At 46.0% G+C, this 25,297-nt stretch carries 23 protein-coding genes; 9 read left to right on the top strand and 14 right to left on the bottom strand.

Annotation, left to right across the window (positions count from 1 at the left end):
- Positions 1 to 36: 36 nt before the first annotated feature.
- Complete coding sequence (locus tag KOD92_RS17460) at positions 37 to 714, bottom strand: porin family protein (RefSeq protein WP_215234883.1); 678 nt, start codon at positions 712 to 714, stop codon at positions 37 to 39.
- A gap of 202 nt (positions 715 to 916) precedes the next feature.
- Between KOD92_RS17460 and KOD92_RS17455 the strand changes: the two genes are divergently transcribed.
- On the top strand, positions 917 to 2,563 hold the full coding sequence (locus KOD92_RS17455; protein WP_215234882.1) for a hypothetical protein: 1,647 nt from the start codon (positions 917 to 919) through the stop codon (positions 2,561 to 2,563).
- A gap of 42 nt (positions 2,564 to 2,605) precedes the next feature.
- Here KOD92_RS17455 and KOD92_RS17450 read toward each other — a convergent pair whose 3' ends face one another.
- Complete coding sequence (locus KOD92_RS17450; RefSeq protein ID WP_215234881.1) at positions 2,606 to 4,036, bottom strand: TlpA family protein disulfide reductase; 1,431 nt, start codon at positions 4,034 to 4,036, stop codon at positions 2,606 to 2,608.
- Between the two features lie 201 nt (positions 4,037 to 4,237).
- Between KOD92_RS17450 and KOD92_RS17445 the strand changes: the two genes are divergently transcribed.
- Positions 4,238 to 4,549, top strand: coding sequence for a DMT family transporter (locus KOD92_RS17445; RefSeq protein ID WP_215234880.1), 312 nt, complete (start codon positions 4,238 to 4,240; stop codon positions 4,547 to 4,549).
- A gap of 15 nt (positions 4,550 to 4,564) precedes the next feature.
- Positions 4,565 to 5,083 carry a GNAT family N-acetyltransferase gene (locus KOD92_RS17440; protein WP_215234879.1) on the top strand — a complete coding sequence of 173 codons (519 nt, stop codon included), beginning with the start codon at positions 4,565 to 4,567 and terminating at the stop codon, positions 5,081 to 5,083.
- Here the strand turns inward: KOD92_RS17440 and KOD92_RS17435 are convergent.
- The 7 genes from KOD92_RS17435 to KOD92_RS17405 form a co-directional block, all read right to left on the bottom strand.
- Complete coding sequence (locus KOD92_RS17435; RefSeq protein WP_215234878.1) at positions 5,080 to 5,994, bottom strand: NAD-dependent epimerase/dehydratase family protein; 915 nt, start codon at positions 5,992 to 5,994, stop codon at positions 5,080 to 5,082. The two genes, KOD92_RS17440 and KOD92_RS17435, sit on opposite strands and share 4 nt — an antisense overlap.
- Positions 5,995 to 6,049: 55 nt before the next feature.
- Positions 6,050 to 6,637, bottom strand: coding sequence for a Crp/Fnr family transcriptional regulator (locus tag KOD92_RS17430; RefSeq protein ID WP_215234877.1), 588 nt, complete (start codon positions 6,635 to 6,637; stop codon positions 6,050 to 6,052).
- A gap of 48 nt (positions 6,638 to 6,685) precedes the next feature.
- On the bottom strand, positions 6,686 to 7,546 hold the full coding sequence (locus KOD92_RS17425; protein WP_215234876.1) for a helix-turn-helix domain-containing protein: 861 nt from the start codon (positions 7,544 to 7,546) through the stop codon (positions 6,686 to 6,688).
- 95 nt (positions 7,547 to 7,641) lie between these two features.
- Positions 7,642 to 8,547: an alpha/beta fold hydrolase gene (locus KOD92_RS17420; RefSeq protein ID WP_215234875.1), complete on the bottom strand. Its 906-nt coding sequence runs from the start codon at positions 8,545 to 8,547 to the stop codon at positions 7,642 to 7,644.
- A 194-nt stretch (positions 8,548 to 8,741) separates the two neighbouring features.
- Positions 8,742 to 9,710 (bottom strand): RhuM family protein, encoded by a 969-nt coding sequence (gene rhuM, locus KOD92_RS17415; RefSeq protein WP_215234874.1) that lies wholly within the window; start codon positions 9,708 to 9,710, stop codon positions 8,742 to 8,744.
- Between the two features lie 456 nt (positions 9,711 to 10,166).
- Complete coding sequence (locus KOD92_RS17410) at positions 10,167 to 10,490, bottom strand: nuclear transport factor 2 family protein (protein WP_215234873.1); 324 nt, start codon at positions 10,488 to 10,490, stop codon at positions 10,167 to 10,169.
- A gap of 65 nt (positions 10,491 to 10,555) precedes the next feature.
- Entirely contained in the window at positions 10,556 to 11,344 is a 789-nt protein-coding gene (locus KOD92_RS17405) for an SDR family oxidoreductase (protein WP_215234872.1), read from the bottom strand.
- A gap of 129 nt (positions 11,345 to 11,473) precedes the next feature.
- Between KOD92_RS17405 and KOD92_RS17400 the strand changes: the two genes are divergently transcribed.
- A complete protein-coding gene (locus tag KOD92_RS17400; RefSeq protein WP_215234871.1) occupies positions 11,474 to 11,833 on the top strand; it encodes a winged helix-turn-helix transcriptional regulator in 360 nt (119 codons plus the stop codon).
- Here KOD92_RS17400 and KOD92_RS17395 read toward each other — a convergent pair.
- Positions 11,808 to 13,058: a phthiocerol/phthiodiolone dimycocerosyl transferase family protein gene (locus KOD92_RS17395; RefSeq protein ID WP_215234870.1), complete on the bottom strand. Its 1,251-nt coding sequence runs from the start codon at positions 13,056 to 13,058 to the stop codon at positions 11,808 to 11,810. The genes KOD92_RS17400 and KOD92_RS17395 overlap by 26 nt on opposite strands.
- Positions 13,059 to 13,583: 525 nt before the next feature.
- On the opposite strand from KOD92_RS17395, the gene KOD92_RS17390 reads away from it, so the two are divergent.
- The 4 genes from KOD92_RS17390 (at position 13,584) to KOD92_RS17375 (ending at position 18,702) form a co-directional block, all read left to right on the top strand.
- Positions 13,584 to 16,043 (top strand): ABC transporter permease, encoded by a 2,460-nt coding sequence (locus tag KOD92_RS17390; RefSeq protein WP_215234869.1) that lies wholly within the window; start codon positions 13,584 to 13,586, stop codon positions 16,041 to 16,043.
- Positions 16,044 to 16,212: 169 nt separating this feature from the next.
- Positions 16,213 to 16,509, top strand: a complete 297-nt coding sequence (locus KOD92_RS17385; protein ID WP_215234868.1) for a helix-turn-helix domain-containing protein — start codon at positions 16,213 to 16,215, stop codon at positions 16,507 to 16,509.
- A gap of 1 nt (position 16,510) precedes the next feature.
- Positions 16,511 to 17,758: a type II toxin-antitoxin system HipA family toxin gene (locus tag KOD92_RS17380; protein ID WP_215234867.1), complete on the top strand. Its 1,248-nt coding sequence runs from the start codon at positions 16,511 to 16,513 to the stop codon at positions 17,756 to 17,758.
- 179 nt (positions 17,759 to 17,937) lie between these two features.
- On the top strand, positions 17,938 to 18,702 hold the full coding sequence (locus tag KOD92_RS17375) for an FRG domain-containing protein (protein WP_215234866.1): 765 nt from the start codon (positions 17,938 to 17,940) through the stop codon (positions 18,700 to 18,702).
- On the opposite strand, the gene KOD92_RS17370 is transcribed toward KOD92_RS17375, so the two are convergent.
- Positions 18,694 to 19,674 carry an AlbA family DNA-binding domain-containing protein gene (locus tag KOD92_RS17370; protein WP_215234865.1) on the bottom strand — a complete coding sequence of 327 codons (981 nt, stop codon included), beginning with the start codon at positions 19,672 to 19,674 and terminating at the stop codon, positions 18,694 to 18,696. The genes KOD92_RS17375 and KOD92_RS17370 overlap by 9 nt on opposite strands.
- A 486-nt stretch (positions 19,675 to 20,160) precedes the next feature.
- On the opposite strand from KOD92_RS17370, the gene KOD92_RS17365 reads away from it, so the two are divergent.
- Complete coding sequence (locus KOD92_RS17365) at positions 20,161 to 20,448, top strand: hypothetical protein (RefSeq protein WP_215234864.1); 288 nt, start codon at positions 20,161 to 20,163, stop codon at positions 20,446 to 20,448.
- A gap of 79 nt (positions 20,449 to 20,527) precedes the next feature.
- Here KOD92_RS17365 and KOD92_RS17360 read toward each other — a convergent pair whose 3' ends face one another.
- The 3 genes from KOD92_RS17360 to KOD92_RS17350 form a co-directional block, all read right to left on the bottom strand.
- Positions 20,528 to 21,439 (bottom strand): helix-turn-helix domain-containing protein, encoded by a 912-nt coding sequence (locus KOD92_RS17360; protein WP_215234863.1) that lies wholly within the window; start codon positions 21,437 to 21,439, stop codon positions 20,528 to 20,530.
- Between the two features lie 52 nt (positions 21,440 to 21,491).
- Positions 21,492 to 22,304, bottom strand: a complete 813-nt coding sequence (locus KOD92_RS17355) for an SDR family oxidoreductase (RefSeq protein ID WP_229254725.1) — start codon at positions 22,302 to 22,304, stop codon at positions 21,492 to 21,494.
- 100 nt (positions 22,305 to 22,404) lie between these two features.
- Complete coding sequence (locus KOD92_RS17350) at positions 22,405 to 25,107, bottom strand: glucosidase family protein (protein WP_215234862.1); 2,703 nt, start codon at positions 25,105 to 25,107, stop codon at positions 22,405 to 22,407.
- Between the last annotated feature and the right edge of the window lie 190 nt (positions 25,108 to 25,297).

Below are 25,297 nucleotides of genomic sequence, written 5' to 3'. Positions count from 1 at the left end.
TTCGAACAACTATTGATTATTTGCGAACGCGACAACTTATTTACCAAAGCGCAATCCCAGTGTAAGTTCCAGTCTGCCGAGTCCTTCAAATTCGTCTTTATCGAGTTTTACCGTTTCTTTCCGGCCACCGGTTTCCACATTTACTTTCGTGATCGTGCCAGAAATGAGGGCAAGGTTTAAAAATGCTTTAGTCCCTGGCGAGAGCCTGAATGCATATCCGATCTCAACGCCGGCTCCCAGTGTGCCGCCCGTAATGGCGAGTTCAGCCCCGGAAGCGGCCAGCTGGTCGCGGTAGGATTGATAGCCGACATTCACTCCCAACAAAACTTCATCCTCAGACCGGAGTATAAGCCGGTTCAATCCCGAAAGCGCAAAATAATTCATTCTGATCTTATCCTTGAAATCTGCTTCCGTATATTGGTAACCGTTGTGGGTGTACTTCACGCCGAATCCCAGCGGCTCTGAAATGAAATAATGGATATCTCCGCCAAACGTGTACCCGGACTTCATCTTTTTCAGATAATCCTGCGTTCCAGGAGCAACCTGGTCGCTGATGCGTGCAATGCGCCGCACGTAGCCGCCCTGTAAGCGGTATTGCCAGCGCGCAAAACCGTCGTCACGCACACTCTTGTTGCGTGTTTCAGACATTTCTTGCGCATAACCGGCGACAGTCCACGATACGCAGACCAACAAAAGAAGTAATGATTTTTTCATAAAAAATAGAGAAGTAACTGAGAGGTGATTTGTGTTCAAAACTACACAAAACATTTCTTCCTGAAATAGCTGAGTCAAATTAATTCTAGCGGATTAATTTCAAAATTTCTTTGAATTACCATGTGCGACTTTGGGCTTATTTTGAGTAGCGGCCGGGCGAAACCCTGCTTTTAAAAGCATATTGACTAAACCTGACTAATTAATGAAGTGCAAGCTGCTGATATTCGTGTTTTTCATTTGTGCTTTCGTGGCACAGGGCCAGACCAATACTCCGTCTCAAAATATCATGATCACCTCTGAAAAAGGGAAAATCGAGGTCGTTGCGGAAAATGGGAAAGTGCGCGTAAATGTGCCTCCCAAAGATGTATCCAAACTGAAAAGCAAAAAATCAGTGCGTTACAGTGACTTCGGTGCCAAAGGCGACGGAAAAAGCGATGATATGGATGCTATTGCCGCCACCCACGCATTCGCCAATCTGCATGGACTTGCAGTGAAAGCCGACGATAGAGCTACCTATTATATTAGCGGAAAAGAGCGCACAGCGGTTGTTGAGACCGATACAGATTTTGGAAAAGCGGCGTTCATCATAGACGATACCGAAGTTCAGAATAGGAATGCTGCTGTCTTCACAGTCAGTTCCGGCTTAAAATCGTTTAAACTGGAAAATGTAACTTCGCTCAAAAGAAATCAGGAAAAAATCGAAGCGTCTTTGCCCGGGGCTTGTCTGATCACGGTCACGAATTCCAACGTAAAACAATATATCAGGTTTGGGCTCAACCAGAATAACGGCTCATCGCAGACTGATATTTTTGTGGTTGATAAAAACGGCAAGGTAGATATGAATGCGCCGATTATCTGGGATTTCAGTGAAATTACCGAGATAACCGCGCTGCCGATCGACGAAAAACCGTTGAAGATCACCGGGGGGCGCTTTACGACGATCGCCAACAAAGCCGAATCAAAATACACCTATTACAACCGGAACATCGCGATCCGGCGCTCCAATGTGCTCGTCGACGGGCTTGAACATCGCATTACAGAGGAGGGAGAGCATGGTGCACCTTACGGCGGTTTTATTAATATTGGTGAATGCGCTTACGTGACGGTAAAGAACTCGATCCTGACCGGTCACAAAACGTACAGCACGATCGGTGCGGCTGGCAAGCCTGTCACCATGGGAACTTACGACCTGTCTGTCAACCGCGCGCTGAACGTTTCTTTTATCAATTGCAGTCAGACGAACGATATCAACGACAATACCTACTGGGGTATTCTCGGCTCTAATTTTTGCAAAAACCTGCTTTACGATAACTGCACACTATCGCGGTTTGATGCGCATCAGGGCGTTGCCAATGCAACAATCCGTAACTCTACGCTCGGGCACATGGGGATTAATGCAATTGGCAGCGGAATGTTGCTGGTAGAAAACTCGACGATCCGCGGCAGAAGCATCGTGAACCTGCGCTCGGATTACGGTAGTACGTGGCAGGGAGAGCTGGTGATCCGGAATTGCGTTTTCGTTCCTGTAAATGGGAAGCCGACCAATCCAGTCCTGATCAGCGGCTCTTATTCCGGTCAGCATGATTTTGGCTATACGTGCTATATGCCCGAAAAGATCACGATTGAAAACCTAAAAATTGAGGATGCACAACACCCGGAAAATTATAAAGGACCTGCGATTTTTGCCAATTTCAATCCGGAAATGAAAGACACTTCTTATCAGGAAAAATTTCCCTATATAAAGACCAAAGAAGTGATATTAAAAAACGTGACTGCTGCCAGCGGGAAGGAATTACGGGTCAGCGACAATGCTTTTATGTTTAAGAATATTAAAATAACTGCACGCTGAAAGTAAATGCGTACGAATATTGGAGGTACTATCTTTTTTGTGTTAAAGATCCGTGTAAAGTCTGACAAACTCCACCCATTTTTCTCCGTTAGGGACACGCAGGTATTTTCCTTGCGGCGTAATCAATAGTTTGGTTGGGTAGTAAGTAATTGCAAAATTCTTTTCCACTTTTCCATCGGATAATGCAACAGGAAACGTGAATTTCTTTTCTGTTATATAATTCACAACCTTCTTTTTGGTGTCATTGCAGGCAATGGTAAGCAAAGCTATTTTTTCGTGCTTTGAAACAATATATGATTTGTATAGATTTTCAAGATCAGGATGTTCTTCGCGGCAGGGTGCGCACCATGTTCCCCAAAAATCAATCAGGATCCATTTCCCTTTCTGCTTTTGATTTGTAAACTTTTCATTATTAAGCATTAAAAGATCAATCTCCGGAACTTGCTCTGCCTGATTATTCACATGTTCAAGCCAGTACGTTTTAAAATCTGTTTGACGACTTTTTGAGCTGTTAAACACTTCTTGTAGCTGCTTTTTGTACGCAGGATCCGCCAGTGACATTTGTAGCAAAACAGGAAGTAACGTGTCGGGATCGGCTTTTTGTTTTGTCAGAAAATCCAGATAATCAGTATCAAACGAAATTTTATCAGTACCGAAAAGAAACGCCAGGTCGTAGTAGAATCCATAATTGTTTAAGTCGATTCGATCTGCACTGTAATTGAAAGCAGTTTTTAGATTAAGACCTTTTTGATCTGTGTTTCCAATATTACCAGCCCGCAATGCATTCAGACTTGCATACATATACCGCAGCCAGGCTCTTTTCTGAAGTTCGTTATATAAAGTGGATTCCGTAGCCTTGATCTGGCTGTTTTTCAAATTTTGGTTCAAGGCAGAAAACAGCTTTTCTGAAACAGGGTACAGGTCGCGGTTTGTCAATAACATTTTATATATCATCACCCCATATCTCCCGGACCTGTTTTCATACAAGTCTTTGGAAGTGATTTCATTTTTAATAAAATCATCTGTAATTACCGAAATCGATGAGACCTTATTAGCGGATTCTTTAATTTGAAACCAGTTGTGTAACGGACGGAGCATTTCAGCCAGTTGAGTCGTGTTTCTGCGTGTTAATTTATCAAGAAGTGCCTTTCCTAAATCACTATTTTGCTTCGCATTAATAGCCTTCAAAGAGTCGGAATACAGCGCGGTACTGTCCAGCAATTGCGCAAGGGAGTAATGAATTATTTGTGTCAGAATTTCTTTGGTGACTGCACTGGTGTCTTTGGAAAACGCCTGGATAAAGTGAAACGCAGAATCGGCATTCGGCTTCTCATCCATGTACTTTTTAATGTTCGACAGATTTGCACCCTGTTCGTTAGACAACATCACCGGTCCCTGCGCATGCGCACTCAACATGCAAAGCAGCAGAAATGCAAAGTAAATGACGGATCCTTTGAAATGATTTGCTGGCATAATTCAGGATAGTTAAGTAGATAACATAAATATATAATAAAATTTTATATACAATGAGATGGCTTGAAAGATCGGTTGTTCAATATTCGGTAAAGTCGTATTTTTGTTGCGCTGCTTAGCACTAATAGTTCGGCAGCAGGAGGACGACCTCCCCCATAGTGGGAACCGAATCGGGACGGCCCGGCCTAAATGGTCAAAGTCATGTCCTGGATTTATTTGGTTGCCGCCGGCCTCCTTGAGGTTGTATGGGCTTATTTTATGAAGCAGTCGGAAGGTTTCACCCGGCTTGTTCCTACCTCAATCACCATCGTTGCAATGATCGCCAGCTTTGCGTTGCTTTCAATGGCTATGCGCACATTACCCCTTAGTACTGCCTATACCGTCTGGACCGGCATTGGTGCCGTCGGTGCGTTCCTGATCGGCACTTTTTTGTTGGGCGAGCCGGCCAATGCAATGCGGATCACAGCAGCATTGCTCATCACAGCCGGACTTGTATTAATGAAACTTTCCTGAAAAAAAATTTAATAAATGGATCAGATCACGATAACCAAAGCCGGTGCTGAGGACCTGAAAACGGTGCAGCAAATCAGTAAAGAAACCTTTTTCGAAACCTTTGCAGAAGCCAATACAGAGGCGGATATGCAGAAATATCTTGCTGAAAATTTCAGTGAAATAAAACTAACGGAAGAGCTCAGCAATCCTGATTCGCTGTTTTACATCGCCTGGCTAGGTGAAAATCCGGTTGGGTATATGAAGTTGAATACGGGCGAGGCGCAGACTGAATTGCAGGATATTTCGTCATTTGAAATCGAGCGTATTTACGTCAAAAGCGCCTATCATGGCAAAAAAGTAGGTCAGCTATTATATGAAAAAGCGCTCGAAATCGCCCAGGCAGAACAAAAAGTATATATCTGGCTGGGCGTTTGGGAAGAGAACCTAAAAGCGATCCGGTTTTATGAGAAGAATGGTTTTGTGGCTTTTGACAAACATATTTTCAAGTTCGGCGAAGATGAGCAGACGGACATTATGATGAAAAAGCTGGTTTAGCCATTAACCATCTGCCTGATTCCTTCGGCATAGGTTACGGGTTTATAAGAGAACCGCTTTTCAAATTTGCTGCTGTCGAAAACATAGTCGCGGTCATATTGATAAGCCATTTCTTTCAATTCTCTCAAAATCGGCACAAAAATACCGAGCAGCTGCATCATCCATTTTGTGAAAATGTAGTAGCGCGGCTGTACATTCATTTCGGCGGCAATCATTTCAATAAATTGTTTTCCGGTTAACTGCTCCGATGAAGTGGGCAAATGCCAGACTTCCCCGTACGCGTCGGGCGTGTTGCCGAGTAACGCAAGGGATTTTCCGATATCAGGTACGTACGTGAATGAATGCACTTTCAATGCATCTAGTTGCCAAAATGCTTTTTTGCCCTTCTTGAATTCGTCCGTAACGGAAATACTGAGCGGGCTGTTTTTTACATCAGGACCATAAAAGTCGGCACTGCGGGCGATGAGCATTTGCAACCCCTGGGACTTCGCATGGAGCAGCATATCCTGCACGGCGGCGCGCACTTTCCCTTTTTCACTCGGTGGATTTATCTTTGAATGCTCGGTCATGTGCGGAATTTCTTCTGCCGCATACATATACACATTGTCCAGAAAAACGAGGCGCGCATTTGCCTTTGTACACGCATCGATCACATTGCGCATTAAAATCGGCCAATCGCGCTTCCAGACTTTGATATTGTATTCCAAACCAGCCGTGAGGTACACTACCTCAGATCCTGCAACCGCAGCTTCAACCTCCGAAGCTTTCAAAAGGTCGGCCGGAAAAAGCTCGTCGTTCGTATTGACCCGCGCCGGTTTGCGGGATACCAGCCGGATATGGTCCGTGTAATTATTCAGTTCTTTGGCCAGTACAATGGCGGTTGCCCCACCAGCTCCGAGTATCGTTTGCATGATTGTTTTTTTTACAAATGTATCACCGTCAGCAAGTTCCAAACGTTGATCTGTGTTAAGATTTTGCTTCCACAAACAATCTTTTGCGAATGCGGCTGAGACTTTCGGGCGCTATGCCGAGGTATTGCGCGATATATCGTTGCGGCACGCGCAAAAAAATGTCCGGACGGGCTTCTGCCAGCATTAGAAAACGTTTTTGAGGTGTGTAAGCCAGCAGGGATTTGGTACGCTCCATACTCTCGGCGGCAATGCGTTCCACCAGTATGCGGAAGAAAAGAGCGACGGCCGGTAATTCCCGTAAAAGCATCCCCATATCCTTGCAGGTCAGGGAAAGTACCGAAGTTTCAGTCAGCGCTTTAATGTGAGAGGTGGCGGCATTTTGTTTGGAAAAGCTTTCAAGGTCTGTGATAAATTCGTTTTCGAACGCGAAGTTGCACGACTTTTCTATGCCCGATTCGTCGAGGTAAAACTGGTGTAATGCACCATTTAGCACGAAAAATACCTCAGAAGCCTGCTCGCCGGCATTTAGGAGGATAGCGCCGCGTTTGAAGGTGCGCTTTTTAAAAAACGATGAGATATATGCCGCCTCGGCATCGTCGAGCTGCACGTCCTTCCGCAATGTCGAGATCAATTCGGGCGTCATATTCACTTCTGTTAATTTGTTCGAAGATAAATATAAGACTGAAAGCCTTTATTGTGGCTCAACTGCCAGGAAACTAGACCGAAAACCTGACGGCGATTCGCCTGTTTTAGTCTGAAACAACCGGCTGAAATAGGCGGGATCATTATACCCTAAGTCATAAGCGATCTCTTTGGCTGTGAGCGAAGTGTGGACTAAAAGCCGCTTCGCTTCCAGGATAATGCGGTTTTTGATGACCTCATTAGGCTGCGGCAACCGCAAACGGTTGAATTTATGCGTAATCGTTTTCGGAGCCATACACAGGAAATCGGCGTAATCGGCCACGGTGTGCTTGGATTTATAATGCTCCTCCACGAGCCGGGTAAACTTGCGGAAAAATTCCAGATCACTTTGCTGCTCAGTCACATCATGGGTCAAATGCTGCCGTTTCCAGGAGCGCGTCGCGCGGATCAGCAGTTGTTTGAGATAGGTGCGGACCATTTCTTCCAGCGAGCTGTCGTTGAGGTGGAATTCCTGGATCATTTCCTTAAATAGCCCGCCCAAAAAAGCATTTTCAGCATCGGAGAGCTCGACTTTCGGCATGTTTCGGATATTGTTAAACAGCAGACCATCGCACGCAACTTCCTGATCGTGAATCTGAATGCAGTAAAAATCGCGGTTGTAAAAAATGAAGTAGCCACTTTCTTCGCCAGCAGCTTCCAGTTCAAGGTATTGATTTGGGCTGATAAAAAACAATGTCGGCTGTTGTGTTTCGTAACACGCAAAATCCACTCTCAGTTTGTAGTCCGCAGGCAGATAGAGGATCTTAATGTATTCCTTGTAAGCGGGCCCGTTGATCACATCCGTTTGTTCCTGACTCACATGCAGCAATCCCAACGTCTTTAAATTATTATTGAAAACGGTCGAACTCATGGCTATATACGCTTGTGAATGCTGGGATTTTTGTTTCAAAATAGAGAAAAAAACCTGTGAAGCGATCATTGGCTTCACAGGTGCGATTCAGTTAATTAATTTCTGGCGAATTTTTCAAGCTCGGTGTTGAATTTATCCATTTCTTCAATAAAAAATCCGTGTCCGCCTTTCTCAAATTTCACAATGTAGGATCCTTCGATGGCTTTGTTAAGCTGTTCAGCCTGAGCATAGTCACACAATTTGTCATTCACACCGTGGAATATCGCAACCGGCATTTTGATTTTTCCAAGCACCGGGCGCAGATCCAGGTCGCCCAATGCGCTGATAGCCTGGGTAGTAGCGTAAGGTGATGCATTCAGGTTGATGCTTTCCAACCATTTGATCGATTCTGATTTAAGTCCGCCTTCTTGTCCTTCAAATGCTTTTCCAAAGCCTGCTACCAGTTGTTCGCGGTTTGTTTTAGTTTGTTTGATAAGATCTTTTGCACCTTGTTCAGTGATGCCATAAGGATGGCCTTCGCGTTGTTTCCATGATGGACCGGTTGCGCCGAATATGGCTAACTTCTTGATATGAGCACCATTATATTTAGTTACGTAGTGAAGAACCACGGCACTGCCCATCGAAAAGCCGCCTAATGTTGCATTTTCGATTTTCAGTTTTTCCAAAACCACTTTAATGTCGTCGGAGAATGTATCGAAGTCATATTTTCCATAAGGTCTGTCCGATTTTCCAAAACCACGGAGCGAAATGCCGATCACCCTGAATCCTTTTTCCACCAGATATTGGTATTGATATTCGTACATCTCATTGTTCAGCGGCCATCCGTGAATGAGTACGACGGGCTGACCTTCGCCGAGGTCGATCACGTGGAGTTTTACATTTTTTTCAACCTCAATGTATTCTTCTCTTCCGAATGCTGCGGGTTTGCGTGTTTGCGCAAATAGAGATTGGCTTTGGATAAAAGTGAAAAGGAATGCGATAGTCAAGGCAAGAGTTTTCATCAGAGTATTGAGTTTGATTGTTTGAGTTAATCTGCTAACCGTTAGCCGATTGTCATATCGTTTTGACATTACAAAGGTGGCAGGTTAATCAGCCCAGAAGAATGGATAAAATGCCATGCGCCTTGTACATTTTTCCCGGATGGGGAAATTATGGGTTGTAAATGTCCCTATACACGACAAGCGTTTACGGGTTCTTACTGATTCCTGTTCAAAACACTAACGATCAACTTCTTTACAGTTTCCATTTCTTCCGGTTTGCTGGCCGCGGCGAAAAGTGTCAGGCTCGCGAGTGCTTCGTTGCTGATTATTGGATTTTCGTTCGCTTGCAATAAGCCATTCACTGCCAGGAAAAGCAGAAAACACGCCGCGGCAATTCGTTTATTACCATCGACAAATGAATGATTTTTGATCACTAAGTAAAGCAAGGTAGCCGCTTTTTCTTCGATAGACGGATAAAAATCTATTTCTCCAAACCCTTTGCTGATCTGCGCAACTGAGCTTCGGAAACCATCATCTTTCTCCTTTCCAAACACGAAAGAGTCGAAATCACGCCGCATGGTATTGATAATGTCGTGGTAAGCCGATAAGTCAGGATAAAAGGCCGCTCTTTGACTGATGCCTTTCTGATCCAACGCTTCATGGTCGTAATCATCAAGCAATTCCAGTCCTTTGGCAAAATGTGCAAGCCAGCTTGTGTCTGCTTCATTAACCTTGTATTCAATCGCACGGCTCAAAATCCGGATCCCGTCTTTCAGCGTTTGCACTTGCTGGTTTTTCTGCGCAAGTCGCTGTTCGTTAATGGAGTAGCCCTGGATAAGATATTCTTTTAAACGTTGCGTAGCCCATTGCCGAAACTTGGTAGCAACCTCAGATTTAATGCGATAACCTACCGAGATGATCACGTCCAGGTTGTAATATTTCTGGCTACGTTGAACCTCTCTTCGTCCTTCTAATCGAACTATTAAAGAATCCTTAATAGTTGCCTCCTCCACTAGCTCCCCATCTTCATATACATTTTTTAGGTGTATATTGATGTTGGGAATCGTTGTTTGAAACAACTCGGCCATCATTTTCTGTGTAAGCCAAACGGTATCATCCTCAAATCTGGTCTCAATCCGCGCCTGTCCATTGGGGCTAATGTAAATCTCAATCTGCTTCTCCATTTTTCTAGCTTGTTTGAACCCAATATAGCAGTAAGCCAGTCAAATAGTTTGGTGGATTATCCTGCGGTGAGAAGACAGACGAAAATGGTTGAGAATATGTTGTTTGCTGAAAGTCCAAGCTGCAAGCAATTATTTAAAGGTCGCTGATATCTATTTACAGACGTCGTATTGAATAGATCAATGTAAAGTTATGTTCAATGCCGGGGAACTTGCGCAGCCTTCACATCCAAACTTTCTCCTATATTTGCCCCGCAAACTTTAATAAATTCTTATGAAACTATTTTCAAATGTCAGACCAAAATGGTCTTGGAGAGGCATACGGGTGCAAGTCCCGAGACCTGACCGATGTAGTTTCATTCGTTAAAGTTTGCGGTGACCTCTCCTTTTTTCTCACTCTTTTTCATGGTCATATGCAAACTTTAACGAATGAAGAAGGAATCGGCGAATTTGAAATCATTAGCCTGTAATCCTCAACGAGCTAATGAGCGTTCCATCCATTTCAAGATGATAATTCATCACCAATGGGCTGCCTGGAAATGTGCCGCTTGCTTCCACGGTAAGCGTTCCTTTTGAGCCGGTTTGCGTAAAGTCAATGACTTTTGTATGCATATTATACTTCTCTGTCGCTTCCTCGATCCACCCTTTTATTTCCTCCCTGCCTGAATAGGACGAGCCTTCGTCGGAAACGGTTGCGTGTTCTGTGAAGTAATTGGCAAATGCGGTGCTGTCTGCTTCATTTTGTGCTTTGATAAAGCCTTCGATGTTTTCTGTAATTTTCATGATTATGAATTTTTATGTTGATTTAAATGGTTTTTGTATTGAATAAAATCTTGATGAAAAGCGGATTATAATGTAGGAATGGTGCCGCCATCGATCACGTATTCGGTGCCAGTGAGGTAAGCTGCTCTTGGAGAAACCAGGAAGCCGACAAGCTCCGCAACTTCTTCGGGCCTGGCCGCTCTGCCGAATGGAATGCCGCCTAATGCGTCCATGACGCCTTTCTCAGCTTCTGCCATCGTGCCGCCTGTGCTTTTGGCAATGCGCTCCATCATCCGGACGGATGACGTGGTCATGATCCAGCCCGGCGAAACGGTCAGCACGCGCACGCCTTTGGAAGCCACTTCATTAGATAGGCTTTTACTATAATTGACCAGAGCGGCTTTTGCTGCCGCATAGGGCAATGTGGAGTCATACAAAGGAAGCTTCGCCTGAATGGATGCAATGTGGATAATGACGCCTTCGTGCCGATTAATCATGCCGGGTAAAAATCCGCGATCCAGCCGCACCGGCGCCAGTAAATTAGTTTGAAATGACGTTTCCCAATCTTCATCAGAAAGCACTGCAAAGCCGCCTGCAGGCGTTTCCGAACCTCCCAGATTATTAATGAGAATATCCAGTCGGCCGAATTTTTCAATGACTTCGTCCACCACTTTCTGCGTTCCTTCCGGTTTGCTTAAATCTGCGGCTATAAAATGGATGTTTTCATTTTCTTCTTGCGGCTTGTTTCTTGCGGTGATGATCACCGTTGCACCTGCTTTAAATAGACGGTCGGCGATTGCTTTTCCTGCTCCTTTGCTGCCGCCGGTTACCAGGGCAATTTTGTTTTTCAGTTCGTTTTCAAAATTAAAATCCATGTCCTTACTGATTTTTTGTAGGACAAATTTCAGCACTATGCTACGCCCTGACAAGTACGGACTTACGATTCAGATAGGGATAAATTTATCCCTATTGAACCGGCAGAGGCATATGTTTATATTTGCAGCATGTACGAAAGAAAGACAATGCCCAATCTGAATTGCGGGCTCGACCTGATCGGTGAGGTGCTTTATGGCAAATGGAAAATACGGCTTTTGTGGTTCATTCACCAGGGCTTTCAACGCCCCAGCGAGCTGCAACGGAAAATTCCGGATGCCTCCCGCCGGGTGTTGAATGTGCAGTTAAAAGAACTTGAAAATCACGAGCTGGTCGGGAAAATCATCTACCCCGTCGTCCCGCCCAAAGTGGAGTATTATCTAACTGATTTTGGTAAATCGCTGATCCCCGTCATTGCCGCAATCGGCGAGTGGGGCGATCAAAATGACCAGCGTTTGCGGACGCTTATCGAAAAGAACATTCAGTCTTAGCAGACACATTTTCCGCACACGCTGCTTCCAAAATCTGCTCCATTTCCAGAAGTAAGCCCGGAATCGGCGTATCGCTCGTATTGGTCAGGCAGAGCGAACCGTTGGAAGTTAATGCACCGATCGTCTGCTCCATTCCTTTGCCCGAGCGCACCATCGGGCCGTAAAGCGCTTTTAATTTCAATGTTCCGAAATTCGTTTTATATCTCACTCTGACCAGATTTGTAACCATAATGTGATGGTTAAAAGCCTGTTTCAAAGCATCCAGCATTTGCTGCATATCATTGTGTCCGAAAACAAGGTCCCGAAAAAAAGACAAATAGCCAGTCGTATATTCAGCAGAACTCGTCCCGCCGAGACCAGCCTTCGCCAATCTTGCCAAATCCCAGAAGGATAAGTAACGCTGGTTTTCAAAAAACACCGATTGCGTGGTAATGTTCAGGCCAAAGTTATCATCCAGGTTCAGCGCGCCTCTGGTGCAAATCGGCGAAACCAGCTCCATTCTGGTCTCCTCCCATTCCGGGCGCATTTTCCTGGAAGCCAGCAGTACCGCCGCGCAAATGGCACCGTGAACGCTTGTGTTCTCCTGTCTTGCGCGTTCGAGCAGGTTGTGCGTTGTGCTTTCCGAAAAGCGGTGCGATGAAACCGATGGGTTCACGACATCCGTCTTCATTTTCAGTTCCAAAACCTGATCGACTATCTGTTCAGGCAGATCTTCCGGCAAATCGAGCGTTTCATCATTCGAAACCTGCGGCTCCATCGGCGCAAGCTCATTTCCGGTGACGGCCAGCAGAATATCCCGTGTCAAATAGCTTAGTGATGTGCCATCCGAAACGGTGTGATTTGCAGCCAGGATCAGGACGGTGCTATCTGTTTTTTGAACCAAAACAACCCTTAATAGTGGACCTTCTTCCGTGTTGAACCTTTCAGAAAGCTCTTTCTCCACTTCCTGTTCCCAGCGGTAATGCTGCTCCGCATGCACTACGCGGAGTGGAATGTGCAGGTTGTCCACATGCTGCAATGTTGGCCTTCCCAATTCATCCAGCACAACCCTTACCGAGAGGTTTGGATGCAGTTGTTGCGCCATATCAATGGCCTTCCTCCATTTTTCCACTGGCTGTGTTCCGGTAATGTCTGCTGCCAGGCAAAAGTCTTTGGAATCGATCTGATCCAGCAGCCAAAACGCTTTTTCGAATGCACCTAACGTGCGGTTCTGTTGTCTTTTCATTTTGCATTGAGTTAAAGTGAGAGGAGACGGAACCGACCGCCTCCCTTGAACTGAATGCAAAATTGGCGGACTGGAATGGGGGAGAGAATGGACAAAAGTTGATGGGGCAGGTACATTTCGCCTTTCGGATCCAAACCAATCTACAATTCATTGCGGTCGGCGCATTCGGGATGATGTCGCAAACCACGATCAGCAACACGCTCATACAAACCCTGGTAGCGCCCGCCATGCGCGGCCGGGTAATTAGCATCTTCGTCATGGCCTACTCCGGCGGCGTCCCCATCGTGTAGTTCTTCAATATCTTATTCAAGCTTCCAACAGCGTCCAACCTTGCGATTGCGGGTGTTCATTTTCGAACAGCCTATGTCCCTTGCTGAACAGCCATCAACGCAAATTCGGGTGCTTTCGTAGCTTTTCTTAATGGTACAGATTTGTTCGCTTCGGGTCGTAAAATCAATGCGCCTTATCGTCATTGAATTACCACTTTCAACCTTGATCCGCCACCCCCTTTTTTCCTGATAAGCTATGATCAAAAACTACTTTACCGTCGCTATCCGTACGCTTGTCCGGAACAGGCTTTACACCGTTCTGAATGTGGCCGGCCTTACTTTCGGTCTTACCTGCTTCCTGCTCATCGGACTCTATCTGTTTGATGAACTCACGTTTGATCAGCAGTATACCAATGCGAACCGCATTTATCGGGTTGTGGAGCATATGAATGTAAAAGGCGAGGAGACCACCATCGCCGCGGCCAGCTTCAAACTGGCGGAGGTGTCAAAGCAGAGCATTCCCGAAGTGGAAAATACAACCCGCATGAGCCGTATCGGAAGAGCGAATCTGGTAGACCCGCAGAACCCGGTCAATTTCCAGGAAACCGTCACCATAGCCGATCAAAACTTTCTTGAAATATTCGATTTCTCATTGATTTCGGGCGATAAAAGAACGGCGCTGAAAGAGCCGAACTCGATCGTGATCAACGAAGAGTTGGCGATGCGGCTTTTCGGGAGCACGCAGGTGCTGGGCAAACAGCTTCAATGGAGTTACCTCGACACGCCGCACAGGATCACCGGCGTTCTTAAAAATCATCCCAAGAATTCCAGCTTTACCTTCAATAGCCTCATTTCCGAAAATACCAACTCGGACGATTTCAAGGAAACCGCCGCCACCGACTGGTCTTCCAATGGGTTTTCCGTCTACGCCTTGCTGAGAAACGGCGCAAAACCGGAAACTACCGCCGCTAAAATGACCAGTATGGTCCTCGCCAACTTCAAGCCTGAGAAAGGTACACGCCTGCATTTCAGCTTGCAGGCTCTGACAGACATGCACCTGCATTCGGAAAACATCGTCGACGGAGCCAGAAACTCCAATGTCGAGGCGATGCCGCAGGGAAACCTGGGTTATGTCAGGATGTTTTCGTTTGTGTCCGTGTTTGTGCTCTTCATCGCGGGCATCAATTATATGAACCTTTCCACCGCCAGGGCATCTAACCGGGCCAAAGAAATCGGGGTGCGTAAGTCGATCGGTGCAGTGCGGCGGAATCTGGTTTATCAGTTCCTGTTGGAAGCCATATTGATTACCAGTCTGGCGTTTGTACTGGCAGTTCTTTTACTGAACCTGCTGCTGCCGCCATTTAACAATTTTGTAGAGAAACAGCTTTCCTTTGATTTATCCACCAACTACCGCGTATGGTTGCTGGCTGTCGGTGCCACATTCCTGATTGGCCTTATTTCGGGCAGTTACCCGGCCCTGCTGCTTTCGGGTTTTAAGCCTGTGGCTTTGCTGAAAGGGATGAAAATCAACCAGGGCGGCAGTCTGGGATTACGGAAAGGATTGGTTGTGTTTCAATTTACAGTTTCGATCGTCCTCATTATCGGCACGATCGTTCTTTACCGTCAGGTGAAGTTTATGAACAACACCAACCTTGGATTTAATAAGGATTTGCTCGTGGTGATCGATGTTAACACGGGCAAGGCCAGAGAAGCTTCCGAAGCGATTAAAGCCGAAATGGCCGCGATCCCGGCTGTGAAAAGTGTGTCGCTTACTTCCCGGGTGCCCGGCGAATGGAAAATGTACCAGCGCGTAAAGGTGAATGCGCAAGGTAATCGCACCGAGTCGCAGGTTGCTTACTTTTTCGGGGCAGACAAGGATTTCCTGGGCACTTTTGACATAAAACTTGCACAAGGCCGCAACTTCGATAATCCTTCGGACTCAACTTCGGTACTACTCAACGAAACCGCCGCCAGGCTGCTGAATATCACGGATCCGGCCGGTCAGTTTGTCGAAATACCCTTCGCCTCGTCGAATGGCGGTGATTTTGAAGCTGTTAATGTGAACGGAACGCCGTTTAAGGCAAAGGTGGTAGGCATTGTCAAGGACTTTCATTTTCAATCTTTGCGGGAAAAAATTGCTCCGCTTGTACTGGGCTACAATCAAAATCCTGTTCACGTCATCGATTACTACACCGCCAAAATCGAATCGGGCAACATTCCGGCCACGCTGGAAAAGTTAAAGGCCGTACTGGTGCGGGCCGACGGCGACGAACCTTTTGAATACCATTTCCTGGACGAGCAGCTGGCCCGCTTTTACATGGAAGACTCCCGCCGCCAGACCTTAATGATCTGGACCGCCCTCGCCGCCATTTTCATCGCCTGCCTCGGCCTATTCGGTCTGGCCACGTATTCCGCAGAGCAGCGCGTGAAAGAAATCGGCATACGGAAAGTACTCGGCGCCTCGTCATTCAGCCTCGCCACGCTCCTTTCGAAAGACTTCCTGAAACTGGTACTGATTTCAAATGTGATCGCCTTCCCGGTCGCCTGGTGGTCGGTGAACCAATGGTTGCAGGAATATGCCTACCACGTGAATCTGGAATGGTGGGTGTTCGCCCTGGCCGCCGCGCTGGCGATTGTGATTGCAGCCTTAACGGTGAGTTACCAGTCGGTGAAGGCTTCCCTGGTCAATCCTTTGGAGAATTTGAAGGGGGATTGAGGGGGGCTTGATGACAAGGTGCTGGATGAGTATCAGGAGCGGGCGGGGGATTTGGATTGAAAGGCTCAGTTGCTCGAAAATTTCGAATAACTCAAAATACCCTTCACAATTTAAAGTGTGTTGATTATTATAAACAATATGCATATTTTTGTTTGTAATAATCAACATTATGCAGCCCAAAAAGCAAATCCTACTCCCCAGATTCCTGAAAATTCTGGAACAATTAGGCGAAAACATCAAACTGGCCCGCAAGCGGCGGAAGCTTACCACCATTCAGGTTTCTGAGCGGGCGGGAATCGATCGGACTACATTATATCACATTGAGAAAGGCAATCCAAGTGTATCAATAGGCGCGTATTTCAATGTTTTGAGAGTCCTGGGTTTACAGGATGATTTTCTCAAATTAGCTGCCGACGATGAGTTGGGAAGAAAATTGCAGGATTTGAAACTGATTGGCAAATCTTAGCATGGCGGACCGTACGGACATTTATGTTTATGCAGATTGGATCGGAATGGCAGGGCCGAAGCTGATCGGGACGCTCTCTGCGCAGCAAGCCAAAGGCAGAAAATCGTTCAGTTTCACATACCAAAAAGACTGGATAGCTTCACAAGAACAATTCTTGCTAGATCCTGACATTGCCTGGTTTGGTGGCGCGCAATATCCTAACCAAAAAGAAAACTTCGGTGTGTTTCTGGACTCTATGCCCGACACCTGGGGGCGCACGCTTATGAAAAGAAGGGCGTCTATTCTGGCAAAACAAAATGGGAAGCAGGCTCCCACACTATATGATATAGATTTTCTTTTGGGCGTCCATGACGAAAGTCGGATGGGTGCATTAAGGTTCAAACTGGATCCGGACGGGCCATTTTTAGACAATGATCCGGTCTCGCCAACGCCGCCCTGGGCGACCGTCCGTGAGCTTCAACACGGAGCTGAACTTATCGAATCCAATGAAGATACCGCGGAAGTAAGAAAATGGTTGGCCATGCTGATGGCGCCCGGCTCCTCTCTCGGTGGCGCGAGGCCCAAAGCCAATATCCTCGACGAAAAGGGCCAACCCTGGATCGCGAAGTTTCCTTCAAAAAACGATACAACTGACCGCGCGGCTTGGGAATACCTGGCTTACCGGCTGGCGATCAATGCAGGAATTGAGATGGCCGAAAGTAAACTGGAACTCGTGGCGGGAAAATATCACACCTTTTTTACCAAGCGATTCGACAGAGAAAAAAGTGCCCGCATCCATTTTGCCTCCGCCATGACGATGACCGGCAAAAGTGAGGAATTGATCCGCGATGATACGCCTTCCTATCTCGATATAGTTGAATTTATACAGTTTTCAGGGAGCAACATTGCCGAAGATCTGGCTCAACTCTGGCGGCGAATGGTATTTAATATTCTGATTTCCAACACCGACGACCATCTGCGCAATCACGGGTTTCTGCTAACTGCCACCGGGTGGAGGCTATCGCCAGCTTTTGATATAAATCCTTCTATTGACAAAGACGGACTTGCACTGAATATCGACATGGATAACAACCAACTCGATTTGGACTTGGCAAAACAGGTAGGAGTTTACTTTCGCCTGCGTGAAAAGGAAATGGATGAAATATTGGATCAGGTGAAATCAGCTGTAACGGATTGGAAGAAAGTGGCAGGTGAAATTGGAATCACTCGCGGCGAGCAAGTGTTGATGGCTACGGCATTTCGGCTGTGAGCTTCTCGATTAAAAGCATTGAGAAGTAAGGGGCGGACTAAGAAAAATGCAAGGAAGCGTCACTTATAGTTTCTAAACGCTTCCGTTATCGCAAACCTAGCGGCAATTGTCTAATCGGAATCAAAATTTTGGTGAAAGCATACTCATGAAACCATGTATTATAACTAAATAGAGTTTATATGAAAACTATTGATATACAGTCATTTGATGATTTAGTGCAGACGCTTTTGCAAGACAGGTATTGTTGTGGTCACGTAATCTTTCGAGGAGTTAAAGACCAGGTTAATCACAAGTTAATACCTACCATTGGAAGGATGCGAAAAAACCAGATATATCCGCTCCTTGAACAACTTCTCGATGACGAGCTACAAATGCTTAAACTCTTTCGACATAGGTCCTATGGAGAGCTAAAAAAAATTCCTCAGAACGACTGGATGTGGCTAGCTCTTGCTCAACATCATGGGTTGCCAACGCGTTTGCTGGACTGGACGTATAGCCCATTGGTTGCTGCTTTTTTTGCAACCGAGCCAGAGATTGATTTTCAAGGAAATATTAAGGATACAAACAGAAATGGTGGAGCAATATATGTTCTCCACGATTGTGACTACCTTGACGCATATACAACAACAAGTAACCCCTTTACAGTAGAGCGTGCAAGAATTATCTATGCACCAACTGTCACTAATCGGATTGCTGGTCAGGGCGGTGTGTTTACCATCCACCCTGACCCTCGAATTGAGCTGCAATATGAATTTGAAGAAGAAGGTAGCGAAAGTACCAGATGGATCCACAAGCTATCTTTTTCGTCAGATGTAGCTTTCAAAATTCAAAGAGCATTATACTTCCTTGGAATTAGGAAAGGCAGTATCTATCCAGATTTAGATGGATTTTCAAGTGATATCAAGATTCGGTTCGGTGTTGGAGATTGTCATACATCAGACTAAAGGTACATTTTCTGAAATCCTGCGTAAGTCATGTGGTCTTGCATACCCTTGTCTGTACTCAACCCTAAGTTGATATTCAGACCTAATTAGTGGTGAAGATTTACCACCAAAAACAAGTACAAATTCATATGTCTTTCCGCTGCCAGAATGGGCTACCATAGCATTGACTTTTGCTTTGTACACGTCGCCAAAAAACAAAATAGGGCGAGCCTGATAAACAAAAAGCATTTGTTTATCTTCTCTTACAATAGTCGAATGCTCTTTTCCAGTTACTAAAATTCCGCCCTCAGGCTTTCCCAAAATGTCCATGTTGTGGGAGAGGGTAAAGTAGAGATTTTCTTCATTCAAATAAGGAGTCTGATTTGAAATTTCAATTTCGATCTCAAAATTGGTCGCAACTGTTTCATACTGCATACCCAGTTGGATATCTGTTATTTTGCCATACAACACCGGATTCTTTGCTTTTTTGAACAGTGCCTCAATATAATGATGTGGCGCCGCTCGAATATTAGCACCCATCCGCATTGGATAATACCGCTTATTGAACTGATGTGGGCTTGAAACACTCTTATCTACCTCAATCACATATATAAATTCACCGTTTTGTTCAAGCTCACGAAAACGAATACCTGATGGTAATGGTGTTATTTCTCCTCCAATTCTGTTATAAAATCTATCTTGCTCAACCCGCTGATCTAATGGTATGGGAGTAAGTTCTCCTTGAGTCACTTTTTCCTTCTTTCCATGAACTGAACGTTCTCTTGGAGCACCCCAAATTATCATCCCTCCATCAGAATTGAGCATTGCACAAACTTCTTCAAAAATTGTTTGCTCCTGATTCTTAGCATCTCCACTGAAACTTTTAAACTCTAGTGAATCTGCTTCGACTTGCTCAACATTAAAATAATTTTCTATATCAGAATAACTTAAAAGGCCTAGTTCTTTACCAAAGGCTAGTTTCGAAGGAGTCATGATAGTTAGTTATTTGTAAAAAATAGCTGTCGCTAGAATAGTTTCGTCCGCATTTTACGAAAAGTCATCTACAAAAACACCTTTGTAATCAGCTTGAGGTATCAGCAACAATGCGAACAAAGCATGCGAACAAAGCAAAGGTAAGAATCTTGAAAAAAGCAAAAGACGCTCATCAGTCTAACTTAACACAGAACACATCTCAAGATCAGCAGTACAACCCAGTTTCAATAAAGTAAACTTCTCTCCTTTTGTCCCACCTCGAAACAACTATTGCCATACAGAATGTTCGTCCTGACACCAACCAAATCTTTCCCCTATATTTGCCCCGCAAACGTATAGTAAAATTTATATGAACCTACAATTAAAATGCAGGCCAAAATGGCCTTGGGGAAGCAGACGGGTGAAAGTCCCGCGACCTGCTAAAGTTCGCTTTACTGACGTTTGCAGTGACTTCCCCTTTTCTTTTCACCCAAATCCATTTAAACTATGCAAACGTCGGATGGACGAGGTGTTGGCTCGAACAAAAATTCCACCAACCCAACGAATGATGCCCGTCACGCATCAAATGTCGGCGATCCGCTGACGGAATCCCAAGCCGAGTTTTGGTATCTCGTAGAATGTCAGGGCTGTAAGGAGCTGGCGCATTCGCTCAAAATGGTCCATGATCTGGCGCTTTATCATTCGGATATTCCTTGTGATACGGCCGAAAAGTCGGCGCTTTTTGATTTGAAGGTACTTTGGGAAGGCTTCGAGAAGATGGGGGCGAAAGTTTAGGAATTGGAGGACTGTTGGCGACAGTCCTTTTTTGTTTTTATGCTGATCCACAACGAAATGCGGTGCCGGTAAGAAACGACTAATTCATATTTCTGAACGCCACCGGCGTTTTCCCGGTCTTCTGTTTGAAGAGCTTATTGAAATACTGGGGATATTCGAAGCCCAGGCCGTAGGCGATTTCGCCGACTGAGCGGCTGCTGCTTAAAAGGATATTTTTGGCTTCTTCGATCAGGTGATAGTGGATGTGGTCCTGCGCGTTTTTGCCGGTTTCTTTTTTCAGGAGGTCACTCAGGTAATTGGGCGATAAATTGGCCTGTTCGGCGAGGTATCTGACCGTCGGCAGGCCGCGTTCACTGAGGTCGCCCAGCCCGAAATATTCGTTCAGAAGCTTCTCCACCTGCACGATCACCGCGTTATTGGAGGTTTTTCTGGTGATAAACTGTCTGCCGTAAAACCGGGAGCAATAGTTTAACAACATTTCAATGCCCGATACAAGAATGGACTGGCTGTGCACATCGATATTTTCGTGTAGTTCAGCTTCGATTTTCTGAACACAGTCCGCCAAAATTTGTTTTTCCTTTTCCGACAAATGCAGCGATTCTGAAACTTCGTAGGAGAAAAAGCTGTAACTCTTCATTTTGTCACCCAGCGGCGTGCCCCGGATCAGATCGGGATGAAAGCCCAGCCCCCAACCCAATGGCTGCGATGATCCCTCGGTATCGTCGTCCATTTCCAGCACCTGATTGGGTGCCAGACAGATCAAACTTCCATTTGTAAAATCGACCAACTTCCGCCCGTATTTCACGTGATTCCGGTTGTAAGTCTTGTAAATCAGCGTGTAGAAATCTGTCGAAATTTTGGTATTCCCAATGTCCGCCTCGCGAACCAGGCCGAAATCGATGATAGCCACGAGCGGGTGGTGAACAGGCTGGTTCAGCCCGAAAAATTTGAACAATTCCTCGACGGTATGCAGGTGAATATTTGTGCTCATAAAAACAAATATAGCCTCATTGTGCTGACAATGAGGCATAATGATCTCAAAATTATAAACCGAACAGAGATTTAATGACGCTGGTAAAAGTAGCATCGTCGGCCTGCTGGCGCTGCGCGATAATGGCTTTCGCATCTTCACCCGCCGCGTACCGTAATCGATCCGTGCCGTCTGTCGCAGCTTCGTAAATCACATCCGCCACAACGCTGGCAGGCGAGGCTTGCCCAAACATCGCCTGCGTGGCTGCCAGCAGTTTGCCGACGATCGGCTGGTATTCCGTCATGCTTTCATCATTGCTGAAATCCAGCGAACGACCAGTGAAATCAGTAGCAATCGCGCCCGGTTCTACGATTTTGACTTGTCCGCCAAACTCCTCCACCTCGTAGCCCAGCGATTCGGAAATACCTTCGACCGCGAATTTTGTACCGTGATACAAGGTCCCAAGCGGAAAGCTCATCTTGCCACCAATCGAGGAAATATTGATAATGATACCGCTTTTGTTGGCGCGAAAATGTGGCAGTACAGCTTTTGTCACATCCAGCAAACCGATCACGTTCGTATCAAACTGACGGATGATCTGCTCTCTCGAAAAAGATTCGAGCACGCCATAAGCGCCATAACCGGCATTATTTAACAAAACATCAATCTGCCCGAACCTGGCAATGCCTTCTTTTACTGCATGGTCAATGGAGGAAGGATCGAGCACGTCCAGTTTGGCAACCAATATATTTTCTAATTCCCCTAATTCAGTTTCGGTTTCCGGATTGCGCATGGTAGCGACAATGTTCCAGCCTTTGGCTTGAAATAATTTGGCCGTTTCTTTACCAATACCGCTGCTTGCTCCTGTAATTAAAATGGTTTTCATGATCTCTGATTGTTAAAATGATGCATCAAAGGTCGGGGTGAAAACCGGGCTGGTATGAATACGAATTCAGGGTTGTTGTATACTTTTTACGGTTTTTGGGCTAGTACTCGATTCGGATAGCAGCTTTTCCGTTGAAGGATTGGATCGTTACGCTTTCGGTCTTTTCGTCATATTGCCCGCCTGTTACTTTGAGAGGTTTATTGTTAACGGGATGTGGTATACGTACAACGAGCTGTTTCGGTTTCCGGGCGTCGCTGCACTCGACGGTTGCTTCAATATAACCCTTATCGACCTGCGAATTGACTTTTGCCGTGACCGGGCCGAAGTAGCTGTGCACATTTTCGAGCTCGATCTTTTTTCCGTCTTCCAGCCAGTTTCTGGGAATGGTGCTGAACAGTTTCAGCGTATCGCCGGCCTCCATATACAGCATCCACCGGGTTTCCATCAAAAACCAGGCTTCTTCATGCGTTTTGTGCGGACTCACTTTGTAAAGATGTTCCCAGAAAGTGTAAGTCTCACGGTCGGCGAGTGCGGCAAAAGTATTGTAGTAAGTGCTCAGAAACGGCTTTACCATACCCGACTTGGCCTGCATCCAGTTGTGCCGGCTGTAATAGGGCTGGCTGAATGCGGCGTTATCTTGAAAAAACAGTTCGCTATGATAGTCCAGCAGCATTTTTGATGCCGGCTCATTTACATCGAGTACTTCGCAAAACACCAGGTAAAGCGGCCCGAGCATCGCGTCGGAAACGGTGAAAGTACCGTGCGACCAGAATGTCTCCCGCTTTTGGAAAAGGGCCCGGAGCGCATCGGCTTCTGTCCAGGGCGGCACAGTAGGGCACCACGTTCCGTCACCAAGCGGCACGACGGGCGAAAGTGCCATGGAATTGAAAAACGATACGCGAATGTCTTCCTTCCACGCAGCCGCTTCTTTTTTAATGCGTTCTGATTGTGCGGGATCAATGCCAGCCAGCATTTCGGCAACGCGGCTCATGCCGAGGTATGCGTATCCATTCAGCATAAACTGGTGAAAATGATCTTCCGGATCGGCAACCTTTCCTTCAATCATACCATAACCTCTTCCGCGCAATTCTTCCTTCTTGTTCCGGTTGCGCCATTCGATCAGGAAATCACAGGATTTAAGCAGTTTTGGTTTAATCTCATTCACCCAATCTTTGTCATTGGTATACCTGAAATATTCGCCCATACTCCATAGTGCCGCTCCGGTTTCAACCATATAGCCCCCAAAATTCTGAATAAAACCGTTTTCATGCTGTTTATCGAGAAAATAGTTAAGCGACCGTTTTGCCACATCGTCGAGACCCATGGAAGCGTAAAACTGGATAATAGGCGCGCTTTCGGTGCCGATAGGGGAATACACACCGATGTTCGGAGCCAGGGTGCCGCCCGGTTCTTTTCCAAAAGTGATCAGGTCAAGATGCAGCAGGCCGGCCTGTATCATTTCATTAACCCGCTTTTCGGGAACGTGGATCTGAGCAGCTTTATGAAGTTTTGCAAGCCAGAAGGTTTTGCTTTCCTGATAACGCTGATCGAAAGTCTGACCAGCCAGCGCAGCAGCGCGTTGCTCTGAGATGGGGCTATGCGGCAGGTAGAATTCAAAAACCGCTTTTTCACCTGGTTGCAAAAGAATAGCTACTTCTTCGTTGGGCAGCGGTTTACCATTCAGTTTTGAAATACAATAAACCTTGTCTTTTATGAATGCCGAGAATCCCGTTTTTTGGTCAAATGTATGTGCCGATTTGTGCCACCAGCCCGTACCCGGTCGTGGCGTTTTGAACCAGGCGTAACGCGGAACTGAACCGGTATTCGTCACTTCTGATCGGAAAAACATCACGGTTTCCTCCGAATTATTCTGCTCTTTCAGTCTGGTATCGAGTATTGCCTGCTGCTCTTTGGTAAACATGTGCCCGCCACTGGAATTGTCGGCGATCAGGAAATCGGTGCCTTTCAGGCCGTCGGCTGTCAGCGGTAATTTTTCGAGTGAAACCAATGTTGTCGAGCTGTAAACCACATCATCGTCCTTCTGAACGGAATGTAAAATGGGCAATGTGCCCTGTTCCAGCCTCCGCGAGTTGTTCTCCTGCACGCCCACACCTCTGCCGAGCGTATACATGTATTTCGCAGGCTGATTATTGGTTTCCGGCAATATCAAGGCCGACGAAGACAGCTTTGGAGAAATGATATTTGCCTCTCCGATCGCCGCGTCGGACAGATTGTCTGCCACTTCAAAAATCCGGTAGTCGCGCGAAGTACCCAGCCAGGTTGGTACCGACATATTCCGCACCTTCTTTTCTATTGATTGAAATGAAACCTCAGGCTCCTTCTCTATGCGCTGAATTTTCGTGGAAAGATTGCGCGAAAGTATTGTTTTTTCTACTTCCTGAAAAGAGCGTTTATCTGCTGCTGGCAATACAACTGCATTATAGTCAGGCAGATAAATAGGGGAGTTTGTATTCACGTCCCTCAGGAAAAAGGAAAAAGGGTTCTTTTCGGTTTTAAGCGAAATGAGCGTGGTATTCGGGCCGGGCTGAACTTGCACACTATCCAAATGCACCCGGATCCGAGCAGGACCTACGGAGCTAAATGTAAACCCACTGCCACTAACCTTGCCTTTTCCTTTAACGATCTCAACGCGCGTAACTCTCCCGTTTTTCGCCTGAACCGACCCTCTCGGATTGCTTTCGCTCCACTCGATCAGTACTTCCGATTTCTGGTTTTGTGCTCGTATCTGACCGGTGCACAACGATAATGCAAATGCAAGGAGAATGGCTCTGATAGAATTCATTTTTCAGGGAAAAGTGGCTGTCATATAAAAACTAGGTCGGCAGCTGATATACTTGCTGACCGAACTAAATATCGGCAGTTGCTGCTATTCTCTCGCCATACAATTTTTATAATTATTTACACTTCTTAAGGAATGTTTAAAGCCTGCCTTTAACGGAGAAAGTAGTTTTGCTGAACAAATTGTCAGACCC

Source organism: Dyadobacter linearis (assembly GCF_907165045.1).
GTDB lineage: Bacteria > Bacteroidota > Bacteroidia > Cytophagales > Spirosomataceae > Dyadobacter > Dyadobacter linearis.
This window is presented reverse-complemented; position numbering and strand designations above follow the sequence as displayed.

Coding starts and splice junctions, on each gene's coding strand:
- KOD92_RS17380 (WP_215234867.1), top strand. CDS start 16,511: ATGGCGGACCGTACGGACATTTATGTTTATGCAGATTGGATCGGAATG.
- KOD92_RS17395 (WP_215234870.1), bottom strand. CDS start 13,058: ATGAAAAGACAACAGAACCGCACGTTAGGTGCATTCGAAAAAGCGTTT.
- KOD92_RS17355 (WP_229254725.1), bottom strand. CDS start 22,304: ATGAAAACCATTTTAATTACAGGAGCAAGCAGCGGTATTGGTAAAGAA.
- KOD92_RS17350 (WP_215234862.1), bottom strand. CDS start 25,107: ATGAATTCTATCAGAGCCATTCTCCTTGCATTTGCATTATCGTTGTGC.
- KOD92_RS17435 (WP_215234878.1), bottom strand. CDS start 5,994: ATGCAAACGATACTCGGAGCTGGTGGGGCAACCGCCATTGTACTGGCC.
- KOD92_RS17405 (WP_215234872.1), bottom strand. CDS start 11,344: ATGGATTTTAATTTTGAAAACGAACTGAAAAACAAAATTGCCCTGGTA.
- KOD92_RS17400 (WP_215234871.1), top strand. CDS start 11,474: ATGTACGAAAGAAAGACAATGCCCAATCTGAATTGCGGGCTCGACCTG.
- KOD92_RS17390 (WP_215234869.1), top strand. CDS start 13,584: ATGATCAAAAACTACTTTACCGTCGCTATCCGTACGCTTGTCCGGAAC.
- KOD92_RS17385 (WP_215234868.1), top strand. CDS start 16,213: ATGCAGCCCAAAAAGCAAATCCTACTCCCCAGATTCCTGAAAATTCTG.
- KOD92_RS17375 (WP_215234866.1), top strand. CDS start 17,938: ATGAAAACTATTGATATACAGTCATTTGATGATTTAGTGCAGACGCTT.
- KOD92_RS17460 (WP_215234883.1), bottom strand. CDS start 714: ATGAAAAAATCATTACTTCTTTTGTTGGTCTGCGTATCGTGGACTGTC.
- KOD92_RS17370 (WP_215234865.1), bottom strand. CDS start 19,674: ATGACTCCTTCGAAACTAGCCTTTGGTAAAGAACTAGGCCTTTTAAGT.
- KOD92_RS17425 (WP_215234876.1), bottom strand. CDS start 7,546: ATGAGTTCGACCGTTTTCAATAATAATTTAAAGACGTTGGGATTGCTG.
- KOD92_RS17430 (WP_215234877.1), bottom strand. CDS start 6,637: ATGACGCCCGAATTGATCTCGACATTGCGGAAGGACGTGCAGCTCGAC.
- KOD92_RS17365 (WP_215234864.1), top strand. CDS start 20,161: ATGCAAACGTCGGATGGACGAGGTGTTGGCTCGAACAAAAATTCCACC.
- KOD92_RS17445 (WP_215234880.1), top strand. CDS start 4,238: ATGTCCTGGATTTATTTGGTTGCCGCCGGCCTCCTTGAGGTTGTATGG.
- KOD92_RS17455 (WP_215234882.1), top strand. CDS start 917: ATGAAGTGCAAGCTGCTGATATTCGTGTTTTTCATTTGTGCTTTCGTG.
- KOD92_RS17450 (WP_215234881.1), bottom strand. CDS start 4,036: ATGCCAGCAAATCATTTCAAAGGATCCGTCATTTACTTTGCATTTCTG.
- rhuM (WP_215234874.1), bottom strand. CDS start 9,710: ATGGAGAAGCAGATTGAGATTTACATTAGCCCCAATGGACAGGCGCGG.
- KOD92_RS17420 (WP_215234875.1), bottom strand. CDS start 8,547: ATGAAAACTCTTGCCTTGACTATCGCATTCCTTTTCACTTTTATCCAA.
- KOD92_RS17360 (WP_215234863.1), bottom strand. CDS start 21,439: ATGAGCACAAATATTCACCTGCATACCGTCGAGGAATTGTTCAAATTT.
- KOD92_RS17410 (WP_215234873.1), bottom strand. CDS start 10,490: ATGAAAATTACAGAAAACATCGAAGGCTTTATCAAAGCACAAAATGAA.
- KOD92_RS17440 (WP_215234879.1), top strand. CDS start 4,565: ATGGATCAGATCACGATAACCAAAGCCGGTGCTGAGGACCTGAAAACG.